This is a genomic window from Chryseobacterium panacisoli (genome assembly GCF_008274625.1).
Classification (GTDB): domain Bacteria; phylum Bacteroidota; class Bacteroidia; order Flavobacteriales; family Weeksellaceae; genus Chryseobacterium; species Chryseobacterium panacisoli.
Genome location: NZ_VTRU01000001.1, coordinates 2,171,370 through 2,197,560, shown reverse-complemented (window position 1 = coordinate 2,197,560; position 26,191 = coordinate 2,171,370). Strand labels below are relative to the sequence as shown.

The following is a 26,191-nucleotide window of genomic DNA, read 5'->3' as shown; positions in this document are numbered from 1 at the left end:
AAGATTACAAACTGTCTATTTGTGAGATTTCTCACTTTTTGATATTGTTAAACTTTCTTAATTTTGTAGAAATTCAAATTTAAACTTATATGGCAGGTTTAACGAGTTCTACGATAGGTAGAAAATATGCTATGGCATTATCAGCTCTATTTTTGCTGATTTTTCTTATACTGCATTTGACGACCAATTTGTTATCAGTTCTGAACAAGGATGCATTCAATACAGCATCTGATTTTATGGGCTATAATCCTTTTGTGCAGTTCTTAATGCAGCCTATTCTTGGTTTTGCAGTAATTTTCCATTTCATTATGGGATTTGTGCTTGAGATCAAGAATAATAAAGCGCGTCCGGTAAAGTATGCAGCAAACAATGCATCTGTGAATTCTTCATGGATGTCCAGAAATATGATTATTTCGGGTGCTGTTATTTTAGCTTTCTTAGCGCTTCACTTATATGATTTCTGGCTGCATGAAATCAATTACAAGTATGTAGAAGGATTGACTCCGGATGCAGAACGTTTCTGGCCGGAACTTCATGAGAAGTTTGCTGATCTTTGGAGAGTGGCTTTGTATGTGATCTCTTTTGTTTTATTAGGATTACACTTGGCTCACGGATTCCAGTCTTCATTCCAGTCTATCGGAGCAAGACATCCAAAATATACGCCGGTGATCAAAGCTTTCGGGAAATGGTATTCAATCCTTATTCCTGCAGGATTTATCATCGTTGCAGTTTTTCATTTTATAACTCAATAATATCAATATACTAGTATGAGTAAATTAGATTCAAGAATTCCGGGAGGTCCTCTAAAGGACAAATGGAAAAATCATAAAGACCATATGAACCTTGTTGCACCAAACAACAGAGATAAGATTGATATTATTGTTGTAGGTACAGGTTTGGCAGGAGGTTCTGCTGCAGCTACATTGGCTGAGCAAGGATACAACGTGAAGGCGTTCTGTTATCAGGATTCTCCAAGAAGAGCACACTCTATTGCTGCTCAGGGGGGGATCAACGCAGCTAAGAATTATCAGGGAGACGGTGACTCTACTTACAGATTATTCTATGATACCATTAAAGGTGGTGACTATAGAGCAAGAGAGGCCAACGTTTACAGATTAGCTGAAGTTTCTGCAAATATTATTGACCAGTGTGTTTCCCAAGGGGTACCTTTCGGTAGAGATTACGGCGGTCAGCTAGATAACCGTTCATTTGGTGGAGTTCAGGTAAAAAGAACTTTCTATGCAAAAGGACAAACAGGACAGCAGTTATTACTGGGGGCCTATTCTGCAATGAGCCGTCAGATCGGTAAAGGAAGAATCAAGATGTACAACCGTCATGAAATGCTTGACCTTGTAATTGTTGACGGAAAAGCGAGAGGAATCATTGCAAGAAACCTTGTAACAGGTGAGATCGAAAGACACTCTGCTCACGCAGTAGTAATCGCTTCGGGAGGATACGGAAACGTATATTTCCTTTCTACCAATGCAATGGGATCAAACGTTTCTGCAGCGTGGAAAATTCACAAGAAAGGAGCTTACTTCGCAAACCCTTGCTACGTACAGATTCACCCAACTTGTATTCCTGTTCACGGAACACAGCAGTCTAAACTGACTTTGATGTCTGAATCATTAAGAAACTCCGGAAGAATCTGGGTTCCTAAGAAAATTGAAGATTCAGTAGCGATCAGAGAAGGTAAATTAAGACCTGAAAATATTAAAGAAGAAGATAGAGATTACTATTTAGAAAGAAGATACCCTGCGTTCGGTAACCTTGTTCCTAGAGACGTTGCTTCAAGAGCAGCTAAGGAAAGATGCGACGCCGGATTCGGAATCGAAAATAATGATACTCAGGAAGGAGTTTACCTTGATTTCTCTACAGAGATCATGAAAAAAGGTAAAGAATCCGCTATCGAAAAACATATTCATAATCCAACAGATCAGCAGATCTACGATTTAGGTAAGAGCTGGGTAGAGGAAAAATATGGTAACTTATTCGTAATGTACGAAAAGATTACAGCAGATGATCCTTATAAAACTCCAATGAAGATTTATCCTGCAGTTCACTATACAATGGGTGGTGTATGGGTTGATTATAACCTTCAGTCTACGATCCCTGGATGTTTCGTAATTGGTGAAGCTAACTTCTCAGATCACGGGGCCAACAGACTTGGTGCTTCTGCATTGATGCAGGGTCTTGCTGACGGTTATTTCGTACTTCCTTACACGATTGCAGATTACCTTTCTGCGGATATCAGAACAGGAGCTATTCCTACCAATTCAGGTGCGTTTGACGAGGCTGAAAAAGGAATTAAAGAAAAAATCGATTTCTTCCTAAATAATAAAGGAACTCATTCTGTAGACCATTTCCATAAGCAGTTAGGAAACATTATGTGGAATAAAGTTGGAATGGGAAGAACTCCTGAAGGATTGAGAGAAGCAATCAAGGAAATTGAAGAAGTAAGAAAAGATTTCTGGAAAAACGTAAAAGTACCGGGAGAAGGAGAAGGAATGAACACTGAGCTTGAAAAAGCATTCAGGGTAGCAGACTTCCTTGAACTGGGACAATTAATGGCTATCGATGCACTACACAGAAATGAATCTTGTGGTGGACATTTCCGCGAAGACCATTCAACTCCGGATGGAGAAGCGGAAAGAGATGACGTAAACTACAAATACGTCGGAGCTTGGGAATATCAAGGTAACGATATCAACGCGGAAGTGTTGCATAAAGAAGAATTGATATATGACAACATCGAGGTTAAAACTAGAAGTTATAAATAATCTCCAACCTAAAATATAACATTATGAGTGCAAAAAAAGGCTTACATCTTACGCTGAAAATTTGGAGACAAAAAAATAGTAAAACTAAAGGTCAGTTTGAGACCTACAAAATATCAGATGTATCTACAGATTCTTCATTTTTGGAGATGCTGGATATCCTGAACGAAAACTTAATTAACGAAGGAAAAGAACCGATCGCTTTTGACCACGACTGTCGTGAAGGAATCTGCGGTATGTGTTCACTTTACATCAATGGTAGAGCTCACGGGCCGGATACAGGTATCACAACCTGCCAGCTTCACATGAGAATGTTCAAAGATGGAGAAACGATCGTTATTGAACCTTGGAGAAGTGCCGCTTTCCCTGTTATCAAAGACTTGATGGTAGACAGAAGTGCTTTCGACAGAGTAATGGCAGCAGGAGGTTTCATCTCTGTGAATACTTCTGGAAATACATTAGATGCTAACGCAATTCCGGTTCCAAAAGAAGATGCAGACAGAGCAATGGATGCAGCTGCTTGTATCGGATGTGGAGCTTGTGTAGCGACTTGTAAAAACGGATCTGCAATGCTATTCGTGGGAGCTAAAGTTTCTCAGTATGCATTACTTCCTCAAGGTAGAGTAGAAGCTAAGAGAAGAGTTCTTAACATGGTGAAAGCTATGGACGAAGAAGGATTTGGTAACTGTTCAAACACCGGAGCATGTGAAGTAGAATGCCCTAAAGGTATTTCTCTTGAAAACATCGCAAGAATGAACAGAGAATACATGGCTGCTCTTGTAGATCAAGGATAGAATTGATTCAAATACATAGAAAATCGCCTTCATTTTTGGAGGCGATTTTTTTATGAAATGCTAAGTCCTGTTAAAGTTTGTTAACTTATTGATGGATTTTAGTCATTCTTTATTTAATAAGTATATATTTGGAGGGTATTTGAATCATTTTTTTTAAACTTTCAAATACAGCATGCCTCTCAAAAAGAGACAATTGTAATATTGGAATTGACCCTCTTGAAGGGTGATAATAAAATTTTTAAAAAAAATAATTAGTGTGAATTAGCAAGCCCTAAAAAGCTTATTTTTGTGTAATATTAAAAATTGAAATGAAAAAATATCTTTTATTGTTTATCATCACAGCTTTTGTGATGTCTTGTTCAAAAAAAGTAGAAGTAAAAGGAAAAATTACTGGAAGCTCATCATTAGAAAGAATTGAATTTGTAGAAGCTTCAGGAGTAGGAACCCTGCCTTTGATTAATATAGGTTTAGATAAAGACGGAAACTTTTCAGGAAGTTTTGATGCTCCTAAAGACGGTATGTATGTGATTAACTATGCGGGCAGACAAAGCCTGATTTATCTTGAAGGAGGACAAAAAGTAAATATTTCAGGAAACGGAGCTACTTTCCCAAATGAATTTGTGGTTACCGGAGATGCCAAGAAGAATAATGACTTTCTTACAGCAAGTCAAAAGTTCTTAGCTGAGTACGGTACTAAAGTAAATATAGGTGCCTTGATGGGTGGAGATGAAGCTGCATTCCTGAAAGGGATGCATAAAATTGAAGCTGATATCAATAAAAATGTAGATGACCTTGCTAAGAAGAACAATCCTAGTAAAGCACTTTTAGACTGGAAGAAAAATGACGTAAAAGTTACCATTCTTAATTTGCTTGCTAACTACGAAATGTCTCACGGGCCAATGTCTGGAAATCCATCTTACAAAGCTTCTAAAGCATTAAAAGATTATGAAACTCAGCTGGAAACTGATAAAGACGCGATGGTGAAAACAATCCCTCTTTACAGACAATATCTTCTTGTAAAAATGACTCCTGATTTCCAGAAGTATGCAGAAGCAAACAGCAAAGGAAAAACAGGAATTACAACTTCTGAGATGTTTGCGCAGTACTTAAAAACAAAGAAAGATGTATCTCAGACTGCAAAAGACTATCTTTTGGCATTTGTAATGGCTCAGGCGGATATTCATCCTACGACTCCGGCTGCAAACATTGACAAAATCAAAAAGATCATTGATTCAGATATTAAAGATGCCACCATTAAAAGTGACCTTTTAAAAATGCAGGTAGCTATTACCGGACTTAAAATAGGAGATGCAGCTCCGGATGCATCTTTGGCAAAGCAGGATGGAAAAGCTTATAAACTTTCTGAAAATAAAGGAAAACCTTATATGTTATTCTTCTATGCTTCATGGAACCCTTATATCAGTGAAGCTACAGTACCTGTATTAAAAGAAGTAGTAAACTTCTATAAATCTAAAATGAATTTTGTATTTGTAAACGTTGATGATACAAAAGATCAGTTCATTAAAACAAGCAATTCTCTTTTAAAAGGAGTTCAGGGAGTGAATGTTTACGGAGAAGGAGGTCTGAATTCTGATATTGCTAAGAAATATGGGGTATACGGATTCAAGTTACCTTGCTTTGTGATCATTGATAAAGATGGTAAAATTGCCAGCAGATCATTTGTAAACCTTGGTGAGCAGGAACTGGTAACGATTCTGGATAAGCAGACTGGTCTTTCAGCTCCAAAAGCAGAACCAATGCAGATGCAGCCACAATTACAGCTTGATCCTTCTGCAGCTCAGCAGCAAGCTCCACAGCCAGCAAATCCACAGCCGGCTCCAACAAAATAATAAACTTTAACACAGTATAGAAACCTTATCTTCGGATAAGGTTTTTTTTATTGTATTTTTGCAAACTGAAGCGTAAAAGTTTCAATTAGGAAAATAGAAAATTTTAGAATGAGTAGGAAGAAAAAAAGAGATTTAATTCTTGAAAATATAAAGCTATTGACTGCCGGAGCAAAAGGCGTGGCAATAGGAAGGACAGAAGAAGGAAAAGCGGTAATGGTTTCAGGAGCTATTCCAGGTGATATTGTAAATGTAAGAGTGAAAAAAGCGAAGTCAAAATATTATGAGGGCGAAGCGGTTGAAGTTCTTGAAAAATCACCTTACAGAGCAGATCCAAAATGTGTTCATTTCGGAACTTGTGGAGGCTGTAAATGGCAGAACATGAGCTACGAAAAACAGCTTGATTTTAAACAGGAAGAAGTATATAATAATATTAAAAGAATCGGAGGAATTGACGACTTTGAGACCGTATCAATTCTGGGAGCTGAAGAACAGTATTTTTATAGAAATAAAATGGAGTTTTCTTTCTCAAATGCAAGATGGCTTACTCAATACGAAATCAGTTCAGAAGAGAACTTTGGAAGCAAAGATGCTTTAGGATTTCACATTCCTGGAATGTGGAGCAAAATTCTTGACCTTAAAGAATGTTTTCTTCAGGAAGATCCTTCCAATGCAATAAGACTCGCTGTAAAAGAATATGGAGTAAATAACGGATTGGATTTCTTTGATGTAAGAAACCAGGAAGGTTTTTTAAGAACCTTAATGATGAGACAAAACTCTAAAGGAGAATGGATGGTGCTTTTCCAGCTTTACAGAGAAGAAAAAGAAAACAGAGAAAAGCTTTTTGAATTCTTACTAGAAAAATTCCCGCAGATTAAAACATTAGTATATGCTATCAATCCTAAGCAGAATGATTCCATCTACGATTTAAATATCAATGTATATTTTGGAGAAGGTTACCTGATGGAAGAAATGGACGGACTGCAGTTTAAGATAGGCCCGAAATCATTCTTTCAAACTAACTACAAACAGGCTTTGGAACTGTACAGAAAGACACTTGAATTTGCAGATCTGAAAGGAGATGAAGTAGTGTATGACCTTTATACAGGAACAGGAACAATTGCTCAGTATGTAGCGAGAAATGCAAAACAGGTCATCGGAATAGAATCTGTACAGGAAGCGATTGATGCTGCTATAGAACATGCTGCACTGAATGGTCTTACCAACTGTACTTTCTATTGTGGAGACATGAAAGATATCTTCAATGATGAATTTATGGCCACTCACCCAAAAGCAGATGTATTAATTACAGACCCGCCAAGAGACGGAATGCACCAGAAGGTTGTAGAACAGATCTTAAAACTTTCACCGGAAAAAGTAGTTTATGTAAGCTGTAATTCTGCAACACAGGCGAGAGATCTTGCTTTGATGAAAGATCATTATACTTTAGTAAAGATCTTACCGGTAGACATGTTCCCACAAACACACCATGTTGAGAACATTGCGTTATTGATTAAAAAATAATTTTATCTAAATTTGAATTTCAAATCTTAATATGAAGTACTTTAAATTTCTGATAGCAATCTGTTTTCTAGGAGTGCTTTTTTCCTGTGGAGGGGATGATGATATTTGTGAAAGCGGAGAAGGAACTCCCAGAATGAAGGTGGCTTTCAGATCACTGGATTCTGGAAAAGAGAAGGCTCTGGATACACTCTATGTCGCAGTAGATTATGGTGCAGGAAAGGTAGATCTGGGAAAACTTGCAAAAATTGATTCCCGGTTAATTCCTTTGCGGGTTGACAACTCACCTTATACTGACGTTTATTTTAAACTTACCTATAATGGAGCAGAATCTAAAGTAAGGATTAATTATACTACGAAGTCAACATATGTTTCTCCCGGATGCGGAATCAAAAAATCTTACGAGAATTTAAGTTCAGAATTAGTAACTCCGAATCCTGTTCAGAAACTGGAAGCCGGACAAAATCAAATAGAGAATGAAGACAAGACTAATCTTTACCTTTCTTTTTAGTTTATTAGGAATAACAAGCTGGGCACAGGACAAAAAAAAGGAGGCAGAGAAGAAGGTTCAGGAGAAATATGAACCTAATTTTATGGTTGGCCTTGATGTACTGAATACCGGAGCCGGTTTTTTTTCTGACAGAAAATTATATCAGGGATTTATTTCTTCAAAGATAAAAGGAAATCTTCATGCCATTGCAGAGGCAGGTTTTGAAAAGAATGTATACCAGAAGAATGGTTATGATGCAAAGGCAAGCGGTCCTTTCGTGAAGTTGGGGGCATTTTATATGCTTGCAAAAGATGCAGAGAATGAGTTCAACGGATTTTATGCCGGAGGAAAAGTTGCCGGATCATTTTATAATCAGGAGTATATGGCAATTCCTGTTCGTGGATTTGGAGGAAGCAATTCTTCTGAAGCCTTTCCCTCATCATCACAGTCATCTTTTTGGCTGGAAGGTACGTTGGGAGGCAGAGTGCAGTTGTTTAATTCCAATTTCTACATTGATGTGAATCTTCAGCCAAGATATATGGTATATACTTCCAAGCAGGATGATATCTCTCCAATGATCGTTCCGGGCTTCGGAAAAAGTTCTTCAAAATTCAATATGGGATTTGCATGGAATATTGCGTATAAGTTTTAGAAATAGTATTTCTTGACATTTAAAATAGATAAAACACAAACTTTAGAACAGTCTAAAGTTTGTGTTTTTTTTAATGGATATCGTTAATGAGTGTATTATGTTGAAAAATATTAACTTATTTTACCCATAAGATTTATAAAATAGTTATATTTGGCGGAAATTATAATTGTGTTTTAATTTATGAAAAGAGTATTTACTGCTTTAATGTTCACTTTTATAGGAGGCGCCGTGTTCGGTCAATGGACACCAACTTCCTTTAAAAAAGGAGACGATAACAAAAGAAGTACAGGATTTAGAGTAGATCAATCTAATGTAAGAGGAAACGGGTACTATAAATTAGACCTGAACTTACTGAGATCTCAGCTGAAGAATGCACAGGAAATGGGTACAAATGCCACTCCTGTAGTGATTTCTCTTCCCACTATGAGCGGGAAGATTGAAAGGTTTAATGTATACAGTTTTCCGGTAGTTGTAAAAGAACTGGCGGACAAGTATGAATTAGGATCTTATGTTGGAACAAGTGTAGAAGACCCTACCAAGTATTTAAGATTCAGTATTGCTCCTAATGATTTTCAGTCGATGATTATCCATGGAGGTAATTATGAGTTTATTGACCCGGCTTCTGCAGATAAAACAGTTTATGCCGTTCATCCTAAAACTAAAAAGGATAAAAGTGGGTTCTTATGTTCTACAGAAGAATCTCCTGTTGCTAAAAAGGAAATAGACGCTTTATTAAAAAATGGGCAGTCATTCTCAAATCAGGCAACGACTTTCAATAAGACTTCTGATAAGAAATACAGAACAATGAGACTGGCAATGTCTGTTACTGGTGAGTATACCCAATACTTTATGGGACTTGCTGGTGTACCTGCTACAGCTACAGATGATCAGAAAAGAGCTCCGGCACTTGTTGCAATCAATAATACTTTAACCAGAGTAAACGGAGTTTTTGAGAAAGATTTTGCATTGCATTTGAATTTGCAGAATTTTCCAGGTGTAATTTATATTGACCCGGCTACAGATCCATATTCTGCTGCTGCAACAGGAGCGGGAGGAGCATGGAATGGACAGCTGCAGGCTGCTTTGACAGCCAATGTAGGAGATGTCAACTACGATATCGGACACTTGTTCGGTAAATCAGGAGGTGGAGGAAATGCCGGATGTATCGGATGTGTATGTATCAATCCTACAACTACAGTTCCTAAAGGAAAAGGTTCAGGATTTACTTCTCCGGCAAATGGAATTCCATCAGGTGATAGCTTTGATATCGACTATGTTGCTCATGAGATGGGACACCAGTTAGGAGCTAACCATACTTTCTCTCATAATATTGAAGGAAGTGGTGTAAATATGGAACCTGGTTCAGGAACTACCATTATGGGATACGCAGGTATTACTGGTCCTAATACAGATGTTCAGGCTAATTCTGATCCTTATTTCCATAAGGCAAGTATTGGTCAGGTTCAGGCTAACTTAATTGCAAAAACGTGTGATGTTGAGACTACCATTACCAATAATCCACCGGTAGTTACGGATTTACCAACATATAATATTCCTAAGGGTACTGCTTTTGTTTTAACAGGTGGTGCTACGGATCCTGAAAATGATCCAATGACTTATTCTTGGGAAGAAGTTGACGATGCTTCAGTTTCTATTAACAAGTTTAACTTAGGAAATACAATGTCAGGTGCTTCGTTCAGATCTGCTGTTCCAAGTACGAATCCGGTAAGATATTTCCCTAAGTTTGCATCTGTAATGAACGGAGTATTAAATAATGCAAACAATACTTGGGAAGCAGTATCAACTGTAGCAAGAACGACAAACTTTGCATTAACTGTTAGAGATAATAATTCTAATGTAGCTCAACAGCAGTCAGCTTTTAAAGTTCAGACGGTTGTTGTGGGAGATAATGGGCCTTTCAGAGTAGCTAACCAATATGCTGATGTGAATACTCCAACTCCGGTTCAATGGATTGTTGCCAATACAAATGCTGCTCCTTATAATGTAGCTAACGTAAAGATTGATTATACTACAGATAACGGGACAACCTGGACTGTTTTATCTGCTTCAACACCTAATGATGGTTCTGAAAACTTTACTTTCCCTTCTTCATTGAACGGACAGACTATTAAAGTAAGAATTTCTTCAATAGGTAATATTTTCTATGCGGTAGGACCTGTTAGTATTGCACCTCTATCTGCATGTAGCAGTGCTGCTCCAACGAACGTAGCGGTGAGCAATATTACAGTATCTTCTGCAAGCGTATCATGGATGTCTTATACCGGGGCAACTTATAAAGTACGTTACAGAAAGGTAGGTACAACTGCTTGGACTGAAGCTGATACAACAGTGCCGTCAATCAATTTAGGTAATTTAATAGATGGTACACAATATGAAGTTCAGGTAGCTTTAGTTTGCGGTACTACAGTAGGAACGTATTCTGCTTCTGTAAACTTCACTACACCACAACTTGCTTATTGTACCGCTTCTACGAGTGATCCTAGCTATGAGTATATTTCGAATGTAACACTTTCGAATGTAAATAATACTTCAGCAAGTAGTACGTATACAAACTATACAACAAACACTGCACTTCAGATAAACTTAACAAAAGGGAATGTTTATCCTATGTCTGTTACTCTTAGTAACCCTGATGTTGCTGATTATGATACAGTAGCTGCATTTATTGATTTTAATAAGGATGGTGTTTTCAGCGAATCAGAAAGAGTATTGAATTATCCTGTAGCGCTTAGTCCGTCGCCAACTGTAGTAACAGGGAATGTTACAATCCCAAGTAGTGCAGTAGAAGGACAGCCATTAAGAATGAGAGTTGTGGCATTTTTTGTAGGAAGTACAAATGCAGGCTTATCATTACCGGCAGATTATCTGTGTGGAAATAATTTTGATTATGGTGAGGTTGAAGATTATAACGTAGTCATTACTGGTACCCTTGCTACTTCTGAAACAGCTGTTAAAAATAACGGTATTCAGATTTATCCAAATCCGGTAAGTGATATTTTAAATGTTACTAAAGTTTCAGATAAAGCTACTTATAAAATCTATAGTGCTGCTGGACAATTAGTAGATAGAGGAAATATCAATGATGGAAAAGTGAATGTTTCAACTTTAATTAAAGGTGGTTATGTAATTACAATAGATGATAAAGGAATTGAGCAATTCAAATCTAAATTCATCAAAAAATAAAGATAACCTTCAAATAATAGTAAATCCCCGGGCTTTCCCGGGGATTTCTTTATTTAAAGCAAAAGTGGAGATATTGTTATATTTTTATAAAAAAACCTAAATTCGCCTGTAAATTAATAACAAAAAATGATTAGATTTGTATGATTAATATTATAATGAAAACATTATGAAGAAATTCTTTACCTCTTTAATTCTGTTTCTCTGTTTGATCTGTACAGGCTTTGTATCCAAAGTCTCAGCTCAGGCAGGACAGATCGGGACAGGAACGGGTACCTCAGTGTATCTCCCCATACGTTCCTATTATGGGTATAGTTATTCCCAGCAGATTTATACTGCTGCGGAACTTACGACTGCTATAGGTACGTCGAACTATATCACGGCTGTAAAGTTTTATTCTACCACCGTTTCAACATCTCAGGATGTCTATAAGGATTGGGTAGTATATATGGGGAACACAACCCAGAATAACTTTGCAACCACTACAAGTTGGGTTCCATTAAGTGGTTTAACCCAGGTTTTCGACGGAGTTTTACCTACCCTGACAAATGGGAACTGGGTAACTCTTCAGTTGGCTACTCCGTTTTTGTGGAACGGAACAGACAATCTTGTGATTGCTGTAAATGAAAAAACTCCAGGTTATTCGTCTTCGCCAGGTACGGCTTGGGGATCTTATAATGCAGGAGCAAACAGAGGGATGATCTATTATGAAGATTCCGCAAACCCAGATCCTGCAGCACCTCCTACTGCAAAAGACAGACTTGCGGATATTCCTAGAATACAGTTGGAAAGCCATCCGCTGCCGGCTTGTTCTACAGCTCCTCCTACCAATATTACAGTTTCCAACCTGACAACAACTTCTGCTAATGTAGGCTGGTATCTTTCTGCAGGTGCTACGTACGTTGTACGATACAGACCTGTAGCGGGAGGCCCTTGGGTGACCATTAACGTAACAACACCTTTGGTAGGAAATCAGATTATTACCGGATTAACAGAACAAACCCAGTATGAAGTTCAGGTAGCTACTATCTGTGGGGGTACTCAGGGAGCATTTTCTTCCAGTGTAAACTTTACAACTCCGGCACTTACTTATTGTAATTCAGCGGCTACAAGTACCTTTATTGATGGGTATATAAGCCAGGTTGCAGTTAATGCACAAGGAGCTCCTTCGATGGTAAGCAACTCTAATCAAAGTGGTTACACAAATTACAGTACAGATCCTACAAGATTAGTTACTTTGGTAAGAGGTGGTACTGCTACTGTTTCTGTATCAAAAACATGGCCGGGTTATCAATATAGCTTCTTAACAGGAGTTTGGATTGACTTTAACCGTAATGGTATTTTTGAAGCGACTGAAAGAGTATTAACTTCTCCAAGTAATACGACAACGCCGGTTACAGCTACATTCAATATACCAACTGCTGCAGGTGGTGCATATACCGGAAACCTTACTACCAGAATGCGTGTAGTAATGAATGAGTATAGTCCTATTAATGCCTGTGGAACGTATTCTTATGGTGAGACTGAAGATTATGCTGTTAAACTTATTGATTTATCAGCATGTACTACAGCTCCACCGGCTGATATTCAGGTAAACAACGTAACTCCTTCTTCAGCTAACGTTACTTGGACATCAACTACAGGAGCTACTTATATTGTAAGATACAGAGTTTCTCCTTCCGGTGCATGGCAGCAGATTGCTGTAAATACACCTTTGGTAAGTAACCAAATACTTACAGGATTATTAGAGCAGACTACCTATGAAGTTCAGGTAGCTACTATTTGTGGAGGTACTACAGGAGCATTTTCTCCTAGCTTAACCTTTACAACTCCGGCTCTTACTTATTGTACGGCAGGTCCAACAGGTAATACTGCCACTAGCGGATATATTAATAACGTAACCGTTACTCCTACGAATACTCCTATTATGTTGAGCAATTCAGGATCGGATAACTACAAAGATTATACACCAGACCCTACAAGAGTTGTTATATTTGAAAGAGGTTCTGCAAATAATAAAATTTCTGTGAACAAATACTGGCCAGGTTCTCCAACATCTTATGGAGTTTCAGCGTGGGTTGACTTTAACAGAAACGGAACATTTGAAACAAGTGAGAGAATTCTGAATACTACTTATAATACAACTACTCCGGTAACGGCAACTTTTGCTGTACCTACAGTGGCGAGTGGAAATGTATATACAGGAACTCTTCCTACCCGTATGCGTGTCGTAATGAGATATTTTGACAACGCTAACCCTTGTGGAACATTTACTCAGGGAGAAGTAGAAGATTACGCAGTGAAATTTGTAGATTCTCAACCATGCTCAACAGCTCCTCCAACGAATATTACAGTAAACAATATTGGTGCAACTACTGCAACAGTATCATGGGTTGCAACGGTAGGAGCTACTTATAATATAAGATGGAGAACTACTCCTGGAGGAGTTTGGCAGACGGCTACTGTGCTAGCTGGCCAAAACTTCTATGGAATCACTGGTCTTACTGAGCAGACGAATTATGAAGTTCAGGTTTCTACAACTTGTAATGGTTCTACAGGATCTTACTCATCATCAGTAACCTTTACAACACCACCGTTGTCTTACTGCCAGATGACTGGTACGGGAACGAATGACCATATTTCGAATGTAACAGTTACCTCTTCAAACCTTGGAGTTCCTCCAATGAACAATACTTCAGTACAGACTAATTATACCAGCTACACAACACCTGAGACTCTTATTACTTTAGATGTTAATTCTCAAAATAATAAAATCTCTGTAGCTAAAGGTTGGACTGGAGCAACAGGAAACGATGCTGTAACAGCATGGATTGACTTTGACAGAAACGGACAGTTTACAGACGCTGAAAGAATTTTAATTTCTCCGCCTAACACAACTACTCCCGTTACTGCTACGTTTGCTGTTCCTTCAACATCTTATACGGGTCCATTGACAACTACAATGAGAGTTGTACTAAAACGTACAAGTGCCCCTGTAATGTGTCAGAATGCCGTAGATGGAGAAGTTGAAGACTACAGAGTAAGAATTAGACCTTGTAGCAATGCAACTCCAAACGCTCCTACATTTACTACTACTCATACAACAGCTACTGTTACCATTACAGGGGCAGGAGTAAGTTATGTAGTAAGATACAGAGTTCAGGGAACAACAGCTTGGACACAAGTATACGCATCAACACAATTGGGTAACCTTCCATTAGTAATCACCGGATTGACACCAGCTACAACTTATGAAGTAGAAGTAGCCGCAATTTGTGGAGATATTGTTGGTACAGCTACTCCAATCAAGACATTTACCACAAGATGTGATCCTACTCCTCCGAATGTGACAGTAAGTAACATTACTCCAACAACAGCATTGATTACATGGGCTCCGCTTGCAGCAAGCTCTACTTATACAATGAGATGGAGAAAAGTAGGTACTACTGCATGGACTCTTATCAGTTTACCTGCAGCTCCTGCAAATACCTATGTGTTAGGTAGCGTAACTCCATTAGAGCCGTTCACTACTTACGAAGTACAGATTGCTAATATGTGTAATGGAGAAACTGCTCTGAATCCATATTCTAACCCTAAAGTATTTACAACAGAAAGAATCTGTGAGATCCCGCCTCCGGGATTAACCATTACTCAATTGCTTCCTACATCGGCAGCAATCCAGTGGGATCCTTTCCCTGGAGCAACCTATGTTCTTAGATATAGAAAAGTAGGTATTCCAAGCTGGACAGAAGTACCATCATTAGTTAATAACCTTGTATTAACAGGTCTTACAGAATTAACTAAATATGAAATGCAGGTGGTAAATATCTGTAACGGTACACCAGGAAACTATACTCCTCCATATTACTTCACAACTCCTACAGTAATTTACTGTCAGATGAATTCAGGAAGTTCTACAGGTGAGCATATCTCTAAAGTTACTGTGAAGCCTACTGGTAAGAAAACAATGGAGAATGAATCAGGAGCATCAACGTATACAGATTATACAGGAGTTCCTAAAACATTCATCGAAATGATCCAGGGATCAACAGATAATGAGATCATCATTGAGAAGAAGTGGACAGGAAATACCTATAACGAAGGTATCGCAGTTTGGATCGACTTCAACAGAAATGGTGAATTCGATATCAATGAAAGAGTATTGAGCTCTCCACCAAATACAGACAGCCCTATTTCAGGTAAATTTAATGTGCCGGCAGATGCGTTTGTAAGTATGACGGATTACAAATATGTAGTGATGAGAGTAGCAATGGAAAGAGACGGTATCCCTGTAAACTGTACAAGCTTCAAAAATGGAGAAGTAGAGGATTACACAGTAAGAATCTCTAAACCGATTGTTGCTAATCCAATTGATCAGACGGGTATCATGATTTATCCTAACCCGGTAAGTTCAATACTGTTTGTGAAAAATATCAGCAAGAGAGCTAAATATAAGATCTACAATGCTGCAGGACAGGTAATCGGAGATGGTATCTTATTAAACAATCAAATCAACGTAAGCAGATTGATTAACGGTGTTTATGTAATCGATATCGATGATAACGGTAAAACTGTTCAGAAGAAATTTATCAAAGAATAAATAAACTAAATTTCAAATAGAATAAGCCTCCAGAAATGGAGGCTTATTTTTTTTACCTTATTATATATTAATTAATCACAATATTTTGATTTTTTTTATTTGATTTTCTTTAAAACATTTATATTTTTAATTATTTTAAGTTTTTATTGCGATATTTTTATCTAATTGGTGATTTGTGTTTTTTATTGATAATAAATTAATTAAATTTGTGATATTAATATAAAAAAACAGAAGATTATGAAGAAAATATCTATTTCGTTATTTTTTATTTGCTTGTTCATAATGATTTATCTGAAATGTACTTTTACAGCCTATAATGAAGAAATAATAAAAGATAGCTCGTTTGATAATAGCTATTATTCGTTAGAGCATTCATTAATAAAATCCCAGATGAAAAGTGAAAAAAAATGCGATAAAAAACATTTTATATGGATAGTTAGGGAAATGGATTATTATAACTACAGGCTAAATAAGCTTGTCCAAAAAAGTACTCCTTTTGAACCTGGGCAGATAAGTAAGGAGAACCATACAATAAAAACTTATTAAAATAGTAAAATTTAAAAAATGAGAGAAAAATATTCTTTTTTACTGAGTTTTCTATCTGCTGTGCTTGCTATTTTTATACTGAACTCTTGTACCACAGCAAGTTTTCCGTACAAACAGGAATTTAATACGGGTAATGGCGGATTTACCTTTGTGAATACTGCACAGACAAATAAATGGTTTTATGGTAATGCAGCAGGAAATCCTCCAAATGCTATTTATATTTCGAATACCAACGGAGGTACCAATGCTTATAATATTGCTGGAGCAAGTACTGCTCATGCTTATGTTGATATTGCTATTCCTGCAGGAACCAATACAACTATTTTATCATTTGATTGGAGGGCATCAGGAGAAGGTTCTGAGGATTATCTGAGAGTATGGCTGGTTCCTACATCTTTCACTCCGGCAGCGGGAACAAGTATTACAGCTGGAGCCGGGAGAATTAAAGTAGGAAATGATTTCAACATACAGTCAACGTGGAAGACATACATCAATTCAAATCTGAATTTAAGCAGCTTTGCAGGTACAAATATGCGGTTGGTATTTGAGTGGAAAAATAACAATAACGGAGGTAGCCAGCCCCCGGCTGCTGTAGATAATATCTCACTGGGAAATTGTTTTATTCCTACTCCGATGCCTGCGTCTTCTGTTTCACCTACTACTGCTATATTAAACTGGGCTGCTCCTTCGTTAGCTCCATTGGGTGGATATGAATATTATTATAATACAACCAATGTTCAGCCTACTTCAGGAACTAATCCCACAGGTACAAGTGGTCTTGTTTCTGTGAACTTATCTCAATTATCCCAAAATACAACTTATTATTGGTGGGTCCGTTCAGTATGCAGTCCGGCAGATAAAAGTCTATGGATTTCCGGAGGAAGTTTTACCACCCCGTCTTGTAATATTACATCTCCTGTAGTCACATTGAGTGACATTACTCATAATTCTGCTTCCATAAGATGGCCCCAAAGTAATCATGCGGATGCTTTTCAGATAAGATACAGGCCTGTAGGTTCTCCTAGCTGGACCGTAACAAATGTACCTATAGCACAGCCTCCGGCCACAATGAATATTTTCAATTTAACCAATTTATTACCTGCCACATTTTATGAAACTGAAATTGCTGCAGTGTGTAATGCAACAATAGGGGGGTATTCTCATCAGGAATTTTCAACAAGATGTGATCCCTTTCCTCCAAATGTAATAATAAGTAATATTACGTCAACATCTGCATTGATTGAATGGTCACCAGTTTCAACAAATTCTACCTATGTAATGAGATGGAGAGAAGTAGGAACAACAACCTGGAATCCTGTAACTTTACCTGTACCACCTGCCAATACCTTTACCCTTACAGGTTTAGATGTTAATAAAACATATGAAGTTCAGATTGCTAACAAATGTAACGGAGAAACAACCCTGAATCCATATTCGAATCCTAAAGTCTTTACAACAGAAAGAGTATGTGAAACTCCGCCTTCAGGATTAACAATTACTCAGTTGTTTCCTACTTCTGCAGCAATCCAATGGGATCCGTTCCCTGGAGCAACATATGTTCTTCGTTATAGAAAAGTAGGTATTCCAAGCTGGACGGAAATATCATCATCAGTAAATAACCTTGTATTGACAGGCCTTACAGAGTTAACGAAATATGAGATGATGGTAGTGAATGTCTGCAATGGTATTACAGGAAATTATACTCCTCCATACTACTTTACAACACCTACGGTCATCTACTGTAAGATGAAAGGTGAAAGCTCTGCGGGTGAGCATATTTCCAAAGTCACACTGAAGCCTGTTGGTAAGAAAACAATGGAGAATGAATCAGGAGCTTCTGCTTATACAGATTATACAGGCGTTCCTAAAACATTCATCGAGATGATTCAGGGATCAACAGACAATGAGATCATTATTGAGAAGAAATGGACCGGAAATACTTATAACGAAGGAATCGCAGTATGGATTGACTTCAACAGAAATGGAGAGTTTGATATCAATGAAAGAATATTTACATCTTCTCCCAATTCAGACAACTCTGTTTCAGGTAAATTTAATGTACCGGCAGATGCTTTTGTGAGTATGACAGACTATAAGTATGTTGTAATGAGAGTAGCAATGTCAAGAGGTGATATCCCGGTAAACTGTACAGACTTCAAAAACGGAGAAGTGGAGGACTATAAAGTGGTCATTCAAAAAAAACAAGTAGTTAATTTACTGGACCAGAATGAGGTTTTGATTTATCCGAATCCGGTAAAAACGCTGTTATATATAAAAAATATTAGTAGAAAGGCTAATTATAAGTTATACAGCGTTTCCGGCCAATTTATATCAGGCGGAATAATATTAGATAATAAAATTGATCTGAGTAAATTAATCAACAGTGTTTATGTTATCTCTATTGAAGACAATGGAAATATCATCCAAAAGAAATTTATAAAGGAATAATACAAAAAGCCCTCAGATAATGAGGGCTTTTTATTTTTAACTGAGAAAATAATTTTCTACTATTCAATAGCAAAGATCACTTTTTCAGTTTGTTCTTTTAATTCTTCCAGATTGGTATTGTTGTAGATGATACAATCTGCCATTTTTATTTTATCCCTTTCAGGCATCTGCTTTTCCATAACAGCCTCTACCTCACGATAGGTTTTGTTATCTCTGTCCATTACTCTTTTAGCCCTGATATTATCTTCAGCGGTTACCAAAAGAGATTTGTAACATTGTCTGTTAAGTTTTAGCTCAAACAATAATGCTGTTTCTTTGAACACCAGATATTTGCTTTGCTTCTTTACCCAATCTTCAAAATCAATTCGTACAGCCGGGTGTATGATTTCATTTAATTGCTCAAGAAGATCATTATTGTTAAAAACCTTACTGGCAACAAATTTTCTGTCATACAACCCATTTTCATCATAAGATTCTTCGCCAAGAAGTTCCTTGATCTTTATCTTCAGGTCTTCACTCTCGTTGACGATTGCCTTGGCTCTGTCATCGGAATAATAAACCGGAAATCCGAATTCCTCTATAAAATGGGCTACTGTAGTTTTTCCAGACCCGATTCCGCCGGTTAAACCTATGATCTTGGGTGCTGGTTCCGGTTCAGTCTGTTGTGTTTCTGAATGTAATTCTTCCATGATTTAAAATTAATATCCAAAAACATCATTAAACGTGAACGTCTCATCAAGTCTCACCCCTTTATCGGTCATTTTAAGACTTGCCAGCTCATTATGAGCATCATGTTCAAAGAACAATAAATATTCGTTATCTACACACTGCTTAAGGAATTTTCCTTTCTCTTCCATTGTTAAAAGAGGTCTGGTATCATATCCCATCACATATACCGGGTTGATATGTCCTGCTGTAGGAATAAGATCTGCAGCAAAAACGACTGTTTTTTCCTGGTATTGAATGACCGGAAGCATCTGTTTTTCTGTATGTCCGTCTACAAAGATGACATCCATTTTCAGATCCGGAGCGAAACCGTAATTTCCGGTAGTAGGGAGAGGTAAAAAATTAAGCTGGCCACTTTCCTGCATCGGCATAATATTTTCCTTCAGGAAACTTGCTTTTTCTCTCGCATTAGGTTCTGTTGCCCATTGCCAGTGATTTTCATTCGTCCAGAAGTGGGCATTTTTGAAAGCCGGTCTGTATCCGGTTCTGTCATCATTCCATTCTATGGCACCGCCACAATGATCGAAGTGAAGGTGGGTAAGGAATACATCCGTAATATCTTCCTTTATAAAGCCGTATTTCTTTAGATTTTTATCAAGAGTATCATCTCCAAAAAGAGAATAATGTCCGAAAAATTTATCATCCTGTTTGTTTCCAAGACCACAGTCTACAAGAATTAGTTTTTTTCCGTCTTCAATAAGCAGGGAACGTGTTCCCAGTTCAATTAGGTTTTTTTCGTCTGCCGGGTTTGTTTTTTCCCAGAGACTCTTCGGGACGACTCCGAACATAGCACCGCCGTCCAGTTTAAATTTTCCACATTGTATTGGATATAACTTCATATGTATATTTTGATTATTTTTTTATTGCTTTCATTTTCTCTGCAATCCTTTTTGCGTTATCATCAGAACCCTCAAGATGAGTGATAATATTGTTATAATCAGCCTCTTTTCTGTTCTGAGAAAGTTTTTGCTTGATAAATATTTCGTCAGGGATTATTTTAATGCCAAAAGCACCCTTCATTTCCTTTTCCACAAATTCTTTTCCCATATCCTTCACCATCATTGGACACTGCTGAAACTTTTCATATTTGGCCGTTAATTTATCCAAATGAGCATAAAGCTCGTCAGGATTCATCAGTTCGATCTTTCCGTAGACCTGTACAGCTTCATAATTCCAGGTGGAAACATTAATATGATCATACCAGCTGCTGGATATGTAAGTATGAGCGCCTAAAAAATCGCAAAGAACTTCATCTCCGTTTTTTAAGATTTTCGCTTGTGGATTAGCTCTTGAAATATGTGTTTCAATATAAGCATTTTCCGGATCATCTTCATTTAACATCATCATAGCATGAGTCGCCCTGATTTTGTCAACAGAAGAAATCAGCAAAGCAAAAGAATTTTCTTTAATGATCTCTCTCATCAAGTTGTAATCTTCGCTTCTGTATAATTTGGGTATAAACATAAATTAATAAACTCTCATTAACCTTAAACCTTGAACTTTAAACTTAGAAAAGCTCTCCCGGGTTTTTAGGTCTTGTAATATTTAAATGCTTGTAAGCTTTGTCAGTAACTTCTCTTCCTCTCGGAGTTCGGATAATAAACCCTTCCTGGATCAAAAATGGCTCATAAACTTCTTCCAATGTTTCAGGGTTTTCAGCAATAGATGTGGCTAAAGCGGAAATCCCAACTGGTTTTCCTTTAAAATTTTCAATCATAACACGCATGATCTTATTATCCATTTCATCCAATCCAAATTCATCCACATTCAGAGAGTTCAGCGCATATTTTGTAATATTGATCTCAATTTCGCCGTTCCCTTTGATCTCTGCGAAATCACGTACCCTTCTCAGCAATGCATTGGCAATCCTCGGGGTTCCGCGGCTTCTTCTTGCAATTTCTATCGCTGCATCTTCGTAAATAACCACTCCCAGAACCCTTGCACTTCGCTGGATAATCGTAGACAAAAGTTCAATAGAATAATACTCCAGTCTGCTTTGAATCCCGAATCGGGCAAGCATAGGTTTGGTAAGCATTCCGCTTCTTGTAGTGGCTCCTACCAGGGTAAAAGGATTCAGCCCAATCTGCACACTTCGGGCATTAGGACCTGTTTCCAGCATGATATCAATCTTGTAGTCTTCCATCGCAGAATACAGATATTCCTCTACAACAGGAGAAAGACGGTGAATTTCATCAATGAAAAGAACATCATTCTCTTCCAGATTGGTCAATAAACCTGCTAAACTTCCGGGTTTGTCCAGTACGGGACCGGAAGTGATCTTACAGTTTACTCCAAGCTCATTGGCAATAATATTGGCTAAAGTGGTTTTTCCAAGACCTGGCGGACCATGCAATAAAACATGATCTAATGCTCCTCCACGTCTTTTCGCAGCGGTAACAAAAACTTCAAGGTTCTCCAGCGTTTTTCTCTGCCCCGCAAAATCTTTAAAGCTCTGGGGACGGATCTGTTCTTCCTGCATCAGCTCCTCGCGTGAGTAGTTTTCCTTATCTGGATGTAAAAAATCTGGCATTAATTCATTTCATTTACCTCAAAGATAGCAAATTTAGACTAAGGTTGAAGGGCAGATTGAGAAAAGGTTAAGATTGATGCTGGGTTTAGGCTAAGGTTAAAAATGAGAACGGCTAAGATTTAAATAATTGGGATATTTTAAGTATTTTTGAGAGGAGAAATTATTGATAAAAATTATTAAAATTTTGATTGTTTAGCGAGCAGGCATTGATGATAATGAATCAGCCTCAATCTAAACATTAGCATTAACTTTAAACTAATGAAATTAATAGGACCATTTAAGCAGGTGGTGACGCTTGCTAACTTACCATTAAGAGGAAGACTTTCCGATGAACAACTTGAAATTATTGCAGACGGAGGAATTGTAGTAGATCAGAATATCATTCAGAAAGTTGGAAATTTTGAAGCATTAAAAACAGAAAATCCTACCATAGAGATCGAAAACATCGAAGGAGAACAGATTGTTCTTCCTGCCTTTGTAGATTCACATACCCATATCTGTTTCGGAGGAAACCGTGCTAATGATTTTGCCATGCGTAATGCAGGGAAAACCTATCTGGAAATTGCTGAAAGCGGTGGTGGAATCTGGAGTTCTGTACAGCATACAAGAAATGCATCAGAAGAAGAATTGCTGAAAACTTTAGTGGAGAGAATTAACTTTTTGGTTGATTTAGGAATTACCACTATTGAAGTGAAGAGCGGCTACGGTCTTGATGTTGAAAACGAGCTGAAAATGCTTAGAATTATCAAAAAAGCACAAAATAAAACTAAAGCTACCTTGGTTCCTACCTGCCTTTCGGCTCATTTAAAGCCTAGAGACTTTGAAGGAAGCAATCCTGAATATCTTGACTATATCATTACTGAAATTTTACCAAAAGTAAAAGAAGAAGGATTAGCCAACAGAGTAGACATTTTTATCGAAAAATCTGCTTTCCAGCCTGAAGAGAGTAAAGAATTCTTACTTAAAGCAAAAGCATTAGGTTTTGAAATTACCGTTCATGCTGATCAGTTTACGCCCGGAAGCTCAAGAACTGCAGTAGAGGTGGGTGCTCAGTCTGCAGACCATTTAGAAGCAACTATTGATGAGGACATCGAATTTTTGGCTAAGTCTGATACTGTGGCAACAGCGCTTCCCGGAGCAAGCTTAGGATTAGGGGAAAAATTTACTCCTGCCAGAAAATTATTAGATGCAGGAGCTATTGTAGCCATTGCAAGTGACTGGAATCCAGGTTCGGCCCCAATGGGAAATTTAATTACCCAGGCGTCTATTTTAGCCACTTTCCAGAAACTGACCACTGCTGAAGTGTTGGCAGGAATGACTTTCCGTGCAGCTTATGCCCTTAACCTGAAGGATAGAGGACAGTTGGAAACCGGGAAAAAAGCAGATTTTGTCACGTTTAAAACTAGTAATTTCCAGAATGTGCTGTATAATCAAGGAAGTTTAAAGGCTGAGCTTGTTTATATTGATGGAAATAAAAATTAAAATTATAAATTAACCATACTTTGTTATTCAATGAGCACATTTCCGGTTTCGGCTCATTGAATACTTACAATAGGCAAATGACTGAATAATGAGTAATATTTGGCAAGGCAGATTGGACGGAGAAGAACTTCTCCATCACAGAATATTTCAAAGAGTAAAAGAAGAACGCAATTACGATAATATCGCAACGGATGATTTCGTACTGCACGGTTTTGCTGTAGATGAAGGGGTAAGGCGAAATAAAGGTCGTGTGGGCGCTAAGGAAGCTCCTGATGTGATCAGAAAGAACATGTCTAACTTTCCTGTGATTCTTCCTGATTTTTCAATGCTGGATTTTGGGAATATTACCTGTGATGATGGTAATCTGGAAAATACGCAGAACAATCTTGCCAAAAATGTTTCAAAAGTCCTTTTAAAAGGAGGAAAATCCCTTGTTTTGGGTGGAGGGCATGAAGTTACATATGCTCATTATTTAGGAGTTAAAACAGCTTTTCCTGAGCAGAAAATAGGGATTATTAATCTTGATGCCCATTTTGATAACAGGCAGCCGGAAAAAGGAGTAGGAGCGAGCTCAGGTACCGGATTCTGGCAGATTGCTCAGGAAGGTCCTATCAACTCGCTGCATATTGGAATTCAGAGAAACTCCAATACACTGAAGCTTTTTGATACCGCTCATCAGTACGGAATGAAATACATCCTGGCTGATGAATTGTTTTTTGAAAACCTTCCGTCGATCTATCAACGTATTGATGAACTATTGGATACTGTAGATTATGCCTATCTTACAATTTGTATGGACGTCTTTAATGCATCAATCGCTCCCGGAGTTTCGGCTGCAGCATACAACGGAATCTTTGCGGACACAACTTTTATGCATTTTTACAGGCATATCTTAAAAAATAAAAAATTGGTTGCCATGGATGTGGCGGAAGTTAACCCTTCATTCGATATCCAGGACCGAACAGCAAGACTGGCAGCATGTCTTGTGAATGAATGGCTAATGATGTAAGATAAAGTTATATTCTTCTGATAGAGAAAATCATTATTTTATTGACCCTTAAGGAATGAAATTTGCTAATTTCACCGTGCTTTTAAAATAAAAGCGCTCATAAATTCATTAGCTGAATTTAAAACAGATTTATATTATGGAACAATTAATTGAAAGCAAGCTTATTAAAGCAGATAAAGCGTTTTCAGTGTGGAGAAAAGTGCCGTTTGAGGAAAGGCAGAAGTTAATTGCAAAAGCAGCAGAAATTTTAAAGAATAATTCGGAGAAATTTGGGACAATAATTACTACAGAAATGAATAAACCCATTTCAGAATCTATTGCTGAAGTGGAAAAGTGTGCTTTAATGATGAATTATTATGCCGCTGCTGAAAATATATTAAAACCAGAAAAAGTAGAATCTGAATTTGCTTATTCTGAAGTTCATTATACCCCGAAAGGAGTGATTTTAGGGGTAATGCCGTGGAATTTTCCTTTTTGGCAGGTATTGAGATTTGCTACTCCGGCAATTTTAGCTGGAAATACAATCGTTTTGAAACATGCTTCAATTTGTTTTGGAAGTGGAAATGCCATAGAAGAAGTACTTCTGGAAGCAGGTTTTCCGGAAGGGGTTTTTCAGAATCTTGAAGTGGGACACAAAGCAGTAAAGGAAATTCTTGAACATGATGCTGTAAGAGGGGTAAGCCTTACAGGAAGTGGAAAAGCCGGAGGTGAGGTAGCTTCAATAGCGGGTTTAAATATCAAAAAATCTTTACTTGAATTAGGCGGAAGTGATGCATTTATCATTTTTGATGATGCCAATCTGGAGGAAGCTGCAAAAGCTGGAGTAAAATCCAGGCTTCAAAACTGTGGGCAAACCTGTACTGCGGCCAAAAGATTTATCATTGATGAAAAGATTGAAAATGAATTTCTCCCTATATTCATTGAAGAATATAAAAAATATGAAATTGGAGATCCCTTAGATAAAGAAACCAAATTGGCAGGAATGGCAAGGCCCGATCTGGCTGATGAGTTGGAAGCTCAATTCAACAGAGCATTGGAAAATGGAGCAGAAATCATTATTCCTCTGGAAAGAATTTCAGAAAATGAATTTAAACCAGGCTTAATCAGAGTTCAGGAAGGAAATCCGATTTTAAAAGAAGAGCTTTTCGGACCTCTGGGCATGGTTATGATTGCAAAAAATGATGAAGAAGCCCTACAAATGGCCAATGATATACCTTTTGGACTTTCCAATTCCGTATGGACTAAAAATAAAGACCGCCAATTATTCTTCATTGAGAACCTTGAATCCGGAACAGTCAATATTAACAGAATGACAAGTTCTGATCCGCGTTTTCCGTTCGGAGGATCAAAAGCTTCAGGATATGGAACAGAATTGTCTCTATTGGCTTTAAAAGAATTCGTAACAGCTAAGACTATTGTAGGTAATTAAGGTGTGTAAATGTCATTCGAGGAACCAATTTCAGAGATTCTTCACTTCACTCTGTTTTGTTCAGAATGACAAGGTACCCTTTATAAGTTAATAGTATACTTTAGACTATAAACAAAAACTCCCGGAAATCAATTTCCAG

The 26,191-nt window shown here is 37.6% G+C and carries 18 protein-coding genes; 14 read left to right on the top strand and 4 right to left on the bottom strand.

Features of this window, described 5'->3' with window-relative positions:
* Window positions 1–89: 89 nt before the first annotated feature.
* From FW781_RS09845 to FW781_RS09795, 11 genes are all read left to right on the top strand, one after another.
* Window positions 90–752, top strand: a complete 663-nt coding sequence (locus tag FW781_RS09845) for a succinate dehydrogenase cytochrome b subunit (protein ID WP_047386045.1) — start codon at window positions 90–92, stop codon at window positions 750–752.
* A gap of 15 nt (window positions 753–767) precedes the next feature.
* The gene (locus tag FW781_RS09840) at window positions 768–2,780 is read left to right on the top strand and encodes a fumarate reductase/succinate dehydrogenase flavoprotein subunit (RefSeq protein ID WP_149387217.1); all 2,013 of its coding nucleotides are present in this window, start codon (window positions 768–770) and stop codon (window positions 2,778–2,780) included.
* A gap of 23 nt (window positions 2,781–2,803) precedes the next feature.
* On the top strand, window positions 2,804–3,571 hold the full coding sequence (locus FW781_RS09835) for a succinate dehydrogenase/fumarate reductase iron-sulfur subunit (protein WP_002976316.1): 768 nt from the start codon (window positions 2,804–2,806) through the stop codon (window positions 3,569–3,571).
* Between the two features lie 308 nt (window positions 3,572–3,879).
* On the top strand, window positions 3,880–5,421 hold the full coding sequence (locus FW781_RS09830; RefSeq protein ID WP_149387216.1) for a TlpA family protein disulfide reductase: 1,542 nt from the start codon (window positions 3,880–3,882) through the stop codon (window positions 5,419–5,421).
* A gap of 108 nt (window positions 5,422–5,529) precedes the next feature.
* Window positions 5,530–6,942, top strand: coding sequence for a 23S rRNA (uracil(1939)-C(5))-methyltransferase RlmD (gene rlmD / locus FW781_RS09825; RefSeq protein ID WP_149387215.1), 1,413 nt, complete (start codon window positions 5,530–5,532; stop codon window positions 6,940–6,942).
* A gap of 31 nt (window positions 6,943–6,973) precedes the next feature.
* On the top strand, window positions 6,974–7,450 hold the full coding sequence (locus FW781_RS09820) for a DUF6452 family protein (protein ID WP_149387214.1): 477 nt from the start codon (window positions 6,974–6,976) through the stop codon (window positions 7,448–7,450).
* Window positions 7,416–8,081 carry a DUF6048 family protein gene (locus tag FW781_RS09815; protein ID WP_149387213.1) on the top strand — a complete coding sequence of 222 codons (666 nt, stop codon included), beginning with the start codon at window positions 7,416–7,418 and terminating at the stop codon, window positions 8,079–8,081. The genes FW781_RS09820 and FW781_RS09815 overlap by 35 nt, the downstream gene beginning before the upstream one ends.
* A 180-nt stretch (window positions 8,082–8,261) precedes the next feature.
* Window positions 8,262–11,285, top strand: coding sequence for a reprolysin-like metallopeptidase (locus FW781_RS09810; protein WP_149387212.1), 3,024 nt, complete (start codon window positions 8,262–8,264; stop codon window positions 11,283–11,285).
* 166 nt (window positions 11,286–11,451) lie between these two features.
* Window positions 11,452–15,882 carry a GEVED domain-containing protein gene (locus FW781_RS09805; protein WP_149387211.1) on the top strand — a complete coding sequence of 1,477 codons (4,431 nt, stop codon included), beginning with the start codon at window positions 11,452–11,454 and terminating at the stop codon, window positions 15,880–15,882.
* 237 nt (window positions 15,883–16,119) lie between these two features.
* Window positions 16,120–16,428 (top strand): hypothetical protein, encoded by a 309-nt coding sequence (locus tag FW781_RS09800; protein WP_149387210.1) that lies wholly within the window; start codon window positions 16,120–16,122, stop codon window positions 16,426–16,428.
* Between the two features lie 18 nt (window positions 16,429–16,446).
* Window positions 16,447–18,876 (top strand): fibronectin type III domain-containing protein, encoded by a 2,430-nt coding sequence (locus tag FW781_RS09795; RefSeq protein ID WP_149387209.1) that lies wholly within the window; start codon window positions 16,447–16,449, stop codon window positions 18,874–18,876.
* A 59-nt stretch (window positions 18,877–18,935) separates the two neighbouring features.
* Here FW781_RS09795 and coaE read toward each other — a convergent pair whose 3' ends face one another.
* The 4 genes from coaE to ruvB are packed head-to-tail and all read right to left on the bottom strand — an operon-like array spanning window position 18,936 to window position 22,132.
* The gene (coaE, locus tag FW781_RS09790; RefSeq protein WP_149387208.1) at window positions 18,936–19,565 is read right to left on the bottom strand and encodes a dephospho-CoA kinase; all 630 of its coding nucleotides are present in this window, start codon (window positions 19,563–19,565) and stop codon (window positions 18,936–18,938) included.
* 9 nt (window positions 19,566–19,574) lie between these two features.
* Window positions 19,575–20,441 (bottom strand): MBL fold metallo-hydrolase, encoded by an 867-nt coding sequence (locus FW781_RS09785; protein WP_149387207.1) that lies wholly within the window; start codon window positions 20,439–20,441, stop codon window positions 19,575–19,577.
* Window positions 20,442–20,454: 13 nt separating this feature from the next.
* Entirely contained in the window at window positions 20,455–21,066 is a 612-nt protein-coding gene (locus FW781_RS09780) for an FMN-binding negative transcriptional regulator (protein WP_149387206.1), read from the bottom strand.
* 43 nt (window positions 21,067–21,109) lie between these two features.
* Window positions 21,110–22,132 carry a Holliday junction branch migration DNA helicase RuvB gene (gene ruvB, locus FW781_RS09775; RefSeq protein ID WP_047425136.1) on the bottom strand — a complete coding sequence of 341 codons (1,023 nt, stop codon included), beginning with the start codon at window positions 22,130–22,132 and terminating at the stop codon, window positions 21,110–21,112.
* A 258-nt stretch (window positions 22,133–22,390) separates the two neighbouring features.
* Here ruvB and hutI point away from each other — a divergent pair, with 258 nt between their 5' ends.
* From hutI to FW781_RS09760, 3 genes are all read left to right on the top strand, one after another.
* Window positions 22,391–23,614, top strand: coding sequence for an imidazolonepropionase (hutI, locus tag FW781_RS09770; protein WP_149387205.1), 1,224 nt, complete (start codon window positions 22,391–22,393; stop codon window positions 23,612–23,614).
* Window positions 23,615–23,702: 88 nt separating this feature from the next.
* Window positions 23,703–24,623: a formimidoylglutamase gene (gene hutG / locus FW781_RS09765; protein ID WP_149387204.1), complete on the top strand. Its 921-nt coding sequence runs from the start codon at window positions 23,703–23,705 to the stop codon at window positions 24,621–24,623.
* Between the two features lie 136 nt (window positions 24,624–24,759).
* A complete protein-coding gene (locus FW781_RS09760; RefSeq protein ID WP_149387203.1) occupies window positions 24,760–26,052 on the top strand; it encodes an aldehyde dehydrogenase family protein in 1,293 nt (430 codons plus the stop codon).
* The last annotated feature ends 139 nt before the right edge of the window (window positions 26,053–26,191 follow it).

Coding starts and splice junctions, on each gene's coding strand:
- FW781_RS09845 (WP_047386045.1), top strand. CDS start 90: ATGGCAGGTTTAACGAGTTCTACGATAGGTAGAAAATATGCTATGGCA.
- FW781_RS09840 (WP_149387217.1), top strand. CDS start 768: ATGAGTAAATTAGATTCAAGAATTCCGGGAGGTCCTCTAAAGGACAAA.
- FW781_RS09835 (WP_002976316.1), top strand. CDS start 2,804: ATGAGTGCAAAAAAAGGCTTACATCTTACGCTGAAAATTTGGAGACAA.
- FW781_RS09830 (WP_149387216.1), top strand. CDS start 3,880: ATGAAAAAATATCTTTTATTGTTTATCATCACAGCTTTTGTGATGTCT.
- rlmD (WP_149387215.1), top strand. CDS start 5,530: ATGAGTAGGAAGAAAAAAAGAGATTTAATTCTTGAAAATATAAAGCTA.
- FW781_RS09820 (WP_149387214.1), top strand. CDS start 6,974: ATGAAGTACTTTAAATTTCTGATAGCAATCTGTTTTCTAGGAGTGCTT.
- FW781_RS09815 (WP_149387213.1), top strand. CDS start 7,416: ATGAAGACAAGACTAATCTTTACCTTTCTTTTTAGTTTATTAGGAATA.
- FW781_RS09810 (WP_149387212.1), top strand. CDS start 8,262: ATGAAAAGAGTATTTACTGCTTTAATGTTCACTTTTATAGGAGGCGCC.
- FW781_RS09805 (WP_149387211.1), top strand. CDS start 11,452: ATGAAGAAATTCTTTACCTCTTTAATTCTGTTTCTCTGTTTGATCTGT.
- FW781_RS09800 (WP_149387210.1), top strand. CDS start 16,120: ATGAAGAAAATATCTATTTCGTTATTTTTTATTTGCTTGTTCATAATG.
- FW781_RS09795 (WP_149387209.1), top strand. CDS start 16,447: ATGAGAGAAAAATATTCTTTTTTACTGAGTTTTCTATCTGCTGTGCTT.
- coaE (WP_149387208.1), bottom strand. CDS start 19,565: ATGGAAGAATTACATTCAGAAACACAACAGACTGAACCGGAACCAGCA.
- FW781_RS09785 (WP_149387207.1), bottom strand. CDS start 20,441: ATGAAGTTATATCCAATACAATGTGGAAAATTTAAACTGGACGGCGGT.
- FW781_RS09780 (WP_149387206.1), bottom strand. CDS start 21,066: ATGTTTATACCCAAATTATACAGAAGCGAAGATTACAACTTGATGAGA.
- ruvB (WP_047425136.1), bottom strand. CDS start 22,132: ATGCCAGATTTTTTACATCCAGATAAGGAAAACTACTCACGCGAGGAG.
- hutI (WP_149387205.1), top strand. CDS start 22,391: ATGAAATTAATAGGACCATTTAAGCAGGTGGTGACGCTTGCTAACTTA.
- hutG (WP_149387204.1), top strand. CDS start 23,703: ATGAGTAATATTTGGCAAGGCAGATTGGACGGAGAAGAACTTCTCCAT.
- FW781_RS09760 (WP_149387203.1), top strand. CDS start 24,760: ATGGAACAATTAATTGAAAGCAAGCTTATTAAAGCAGATAAAGCGTTT.